The 3,732-nt window shown below is 34.4% G+C and carries 3 protein-coding genes; 2 read left to right on the top strand and 1 reads right to left on the bottom strand.

Translation table 11 applies throughout. The features are described 5' to 3' along the window. The first annotated feature begins 155 nt into the window (after positions 1 to 155). Positions 156 to 1,091: a GTPase family protein gene (locus T368_RS0110995; protein ID WP_034567519.1), complete on the top strand. Its 936-nt coding sequence runs from the start codon at positions 156 to 158 to the stop codon at positions 1,089 to 1,091. A 427-nt stretch (positions 1,092 to 1,518) separates the two neighbouring features. Here the strand turns inward: T368_RS0110995 and recR are convergent, their stop codons facing one another. Then, positions 1,519 to 2,100 (bottom strand): recombination mediator RecR, encoded by a 582-nt coding sequence (recR, locus tag T368_RS0110985; protein ID WP_004087698.1) that lies wholly within the window; start codon positions 2,098 to 2,100, stop codon positions 1,519 to 1,521. A gap of 93 nt (positions 2,101 to 2,193) precedes the next feature. On the opposite strand from recR, the gene dnaJ reads away from it, so the two are divergent. After that, positions 2,194 to 3,315 (top strand): molecular chaperone DnaJ, encoded by a 1,122-nt coding sequence (dnaJ, locus tag T368_RS0110980; protein WP_004087697.1) that lies wholly within the window; start codon positions 2,194 to 2,196, stop codon positions 3,313 to 3,315. Positions 3,316 to 3,732 lie beyond the last annotated feature (417 nt).

Raw genomic sequence — 3,732 nt, 5'->3', positions numbered from 1 at the left:
TATCAATTTCTCTAGCTTGAAAAAGATACTTAGCGATGATGAGTATGAATTGTTTATGAATTATGTAAAACAACTAGCACACACAGGTGTTTTTACGACAAAGACATTTACATAGAAAAGAGATTGAAGAATTGGAAACAAATCATAAAGAAATAATGGAAAGTTTGGAAACTATTAGCGATGACTTAGAAGAAGAGCAAAAGATAGCATTGGCAACAAAGATTATGGAGCAATTAAAAGTAAATCTTAATATCCTTGTTGTAGGTGCTACGGGTGTTGGTAAAAGCTCTACAATTGCCGCTCTCTTTAAAAATGGTAAGGATTTTGTAGAGATTGGCACAGATTCAAAACCACAAACACAAAATATAGAAAAATTTGTTATTAGCAACAATATTACACTTTGGGATTCACCAGGACTTGGTGAGGGCGAAGAAAAAGATAAAAAGCATAAAGATAATATAATCGCAAAACTTCAAGAAAAAGATAAAGATGGTAATGCTTTAATTGATTTAGTGCTAGTTATCCTTGATGCGACTAATAAAGATTTAGAAACCGCATATAAGCTTATCAATAAAGTGATAATCCCCAATATGCCAAATAAAGATAGAATCCTTATTGTGCTAAATAAATGTGATTGTGTTATTGATAGAGTGGATTTTGTAGAAAATGGACGAAAATTAACTGATGAGCAAATACAATATTTAGATTCTAAAGTCAATGATATAAGGGGACGAGTGAAAAAGGATACAGGCGTAGATGTAGAGCCTATATACTACTCTGCGGGATTAAAGAAAGAAAATAAACTACAAGAGACGCCATATAATATTACTAAGCTACTCTACTTTATCACAAAGAAAAACCCACCTATAAAGCGTCTTATGTATATAGGACAAGATAATAAAGAAAAAGGCACAGATGATGGTAAAAAAGATTATGAGAAATCGTGGTGGAAATCCACTTGGGAATTTGTTACAGATCTTGCAAAAGAAAATAAAGATACTGCAAAGCAAATGATGAGTGATTACGCTTTGCCATTTGTTAAAAATCCAGCTATAAGAAAAATACTCGATAACTTATTAAAGAAACTTTAATTTGTAGGAAAGGATAAAAATATGCTGTGGTCTATTGCCGCTATTTGTGCCATATTGGCTGGTTTAATTGTATTTTTTTGTTGCGGTTGGTGCTAGTGCAGCAGTTGCCATTCTTGTATTACCTTTTGTAGCGTTTGTTAAAGGACTTGAGCAAGCGTATTATTGGTATGTAGGCGAGCCATTTCAGATACTTTGGGTTATTTGCGGAGTGATTTCTGTGCCACTTATGATTGCTATAATCGCGGGAATTAAAAATAGCTAATCTTGCTAATAAATGGTTTCACGCATTAGAATCTTCCTTATATAAAAAAGCAAATAAGATTCTAATAACCACAATGCTAAATCTTATGTCTTTCATGCAAGATATTCTGCAAATATAATCACAGAATTATGATGGCATATTTAATAACCCAAGCAACCCAAAACTCTACGCATTTACTCGTGCATTAAATGCTCTTGCTAAAGAGAAATGATCGATATTATCAAGGCTTACATTTGATGGCACACCTTGTGCGATTTTGCTAAATTTTAAGCATAAGTCCGCTAACTTTTCTTGTATAAACATGACAATCATATCGCTTTCAAGTGAGGGCATGAACGCAAATATCACTTCCTCTATATTCTCATCTTTAATGCGTTGTATAAGCTCTGTGAAATCGCAATGCTTATAGTCCTCAATCACGCAATACACCCCATGAAATTCGCCAATATCTTCAATCAAAAACACATCTTTTGGGTGAGACACAATACAGAGTGTGCCATTCTTACGAGTAGAATCAAGGCAAATATGGCAAATCTCACCATGACTAAGCGCACCGCAAACCTTGCACTTTTCAATCGTAGCAATGCAATCATGGATCGCCTGTGCGATTTGTAATCCTAGCGGAGCGTTTTCGATAGCTAGTGTATAAGCCATTTTACGCGCACTTTTCTTGCCTATGGTTGGCATTTTTTCAAAGGCATTTACAAGTGTATTAAAAGAAAATAAGTTATTTTGATAGTTTTTCATGCGGGGGATTCTAGCAAAAAAGTGATAAGTTTTAGCAAAGTTATCTTTTTTTTTATATAATGAAAGCTTTATTTTACTTTTGGAGTATGTATTTTGGCGTCATTAGATATGGATTACTATGAAATCTTAGAGATTAGCAGAGATGCAGACCATGATACAATCAAAAAATCATTTAGAAAACTTGCATTAAAATACCACCCTGACAGAAACCCAGATGACAAAGAAGCAGAAGAAAACTTTAAAATGATTAATGAAGCCTATGAAGTATTAAGCGATAGTGAAAAAAGGGCAATTTATGACAGATATGGCAAAGATGGACTTCAATCACAAGGCTTTTCTCGCTCTAGTGGTGGATTTAGTGATATATTTGGCAGTATATTTGAGGATTTCTTTGGAGGGGGGCAATCCAATACACAAGAGCATTATGCCTTTGATCCAGACTATGTATTGCGACTGAATCTAAGCTTTAAAGAAGCAGTGTTTGGCTGTAAAAAGACGATTAAAACGGAGTATAAAAGCTATTGTAAAACATGTAGTGGCACTGGGGCAAAAGATGGCAAAATGCAGGATTGCAATAGGTGTAATGGTCGCGGCAGGGTTGTCGTGCAGCAGTCTATTATACAAATGCAAGTCGCATGTCCTACTTGTGAGGGGACGGGCAAAATCATCGTTGATAAATGCACTAAATGTCATGGAAATGCCTTTGAGCGTGTGAAAGAGACGATTGAGCTAGAGGTTAAAGCAGGTATTGATAATGGCAATCAGCTTGTATATCGTGGTAAGGGGAATGAAGTAAAAAGCGGTGTGAGAGGCGATCTCTATATCAAAGTGGTTGTGAAAGAAGATGAGCATTTTGTGCGTCATGGCAATGATTTATATATGGAAGTCCCAGTATTTTTTACTACGATTGTGCTTGGTGGTAAGATAGAGATTCCCACACTTAGCGGACAAGCAGAGTTAAACATTCCGCCAAATACTGCACATGGACATCAGTTTGTTTTTCAAAACGAAGGGGTGCCAGATATTAATAGCGGAAGAAAAGGCAGACTTATCGCACAGATAAAAATCACCTATCCACAAAATCTCAATGACGAGCAACAAAATCTTGTGTTAAAACTACAAGAAAGCTTTGGGGATACAAGTAAGCCTTATAAAAGCTTCATTGATTCATGTTTTGATAAAGTCAAAAACTGGCTTAAGGATAAAATATCATGAGATAGTAGTATCCATTGTGTATGCATAACGCTTGTTTGGAGTGGCTTTTAGAAACTATTTCCAAGTATATGCGTATTTTTATTGTTGAGATATGATTTGTTTTAATTATTTAAACATCGTTCTCTATCCTTTTTGTAATTTTATATCTATCTAGCAATCCACAAAAAACACTTAATCACAAACACACAAACACATAAAAGCCTTGTATAAAGGGTTTTTTGCATAAGTGTTTTATAATATGCTTATATGTTATAATCCTTTTTTTACTCCCATATAATCTATTTTTGTTTATATCTTATGTGTATTTTTGAATGTATTCTAAAAAAGGATACACAAAAAGTAAAAAGGCTTTTTTACTTAGTGTTTAGAGTATCGGTATTTAGGGCGTTTGGAGTGTTTTTTGTAACGCTGGGGTAA

The sequence above is a fragment of the Helicobacter bilis ATCC 51630 genome, assembly GCF_000686565.1.
GTDB classification, from domain to species: domain Bacteria; phylum Campylobacterota; class Campylobacteria; order Campylobacterales; family Helicobacteraceae; genus Helicobacter_A; species Helicobacter_A bilis.
Note: the sequence above shows the minus strand (reverse complement) of the source record. Positions and strands in the feature narration are given on the sequence as shown.

What these genes read in the sequence shown, in the direction of transcription:
- T368_RS0110995 (WP_034567519.1), top strand. Translation starts at nt 156, where the DNA reads ATGGAAAGTTTGGAAACTATTAGCGATGACTTAGAAGAAGAGCAAAAG.
- recR (WP_004087698.1), bottom strand. Translation starts at nt 2,100, where the DNA reads ATGAAAAACTATCAAAATAACTTATTTTCTTTTAATACACTTGTAAAT.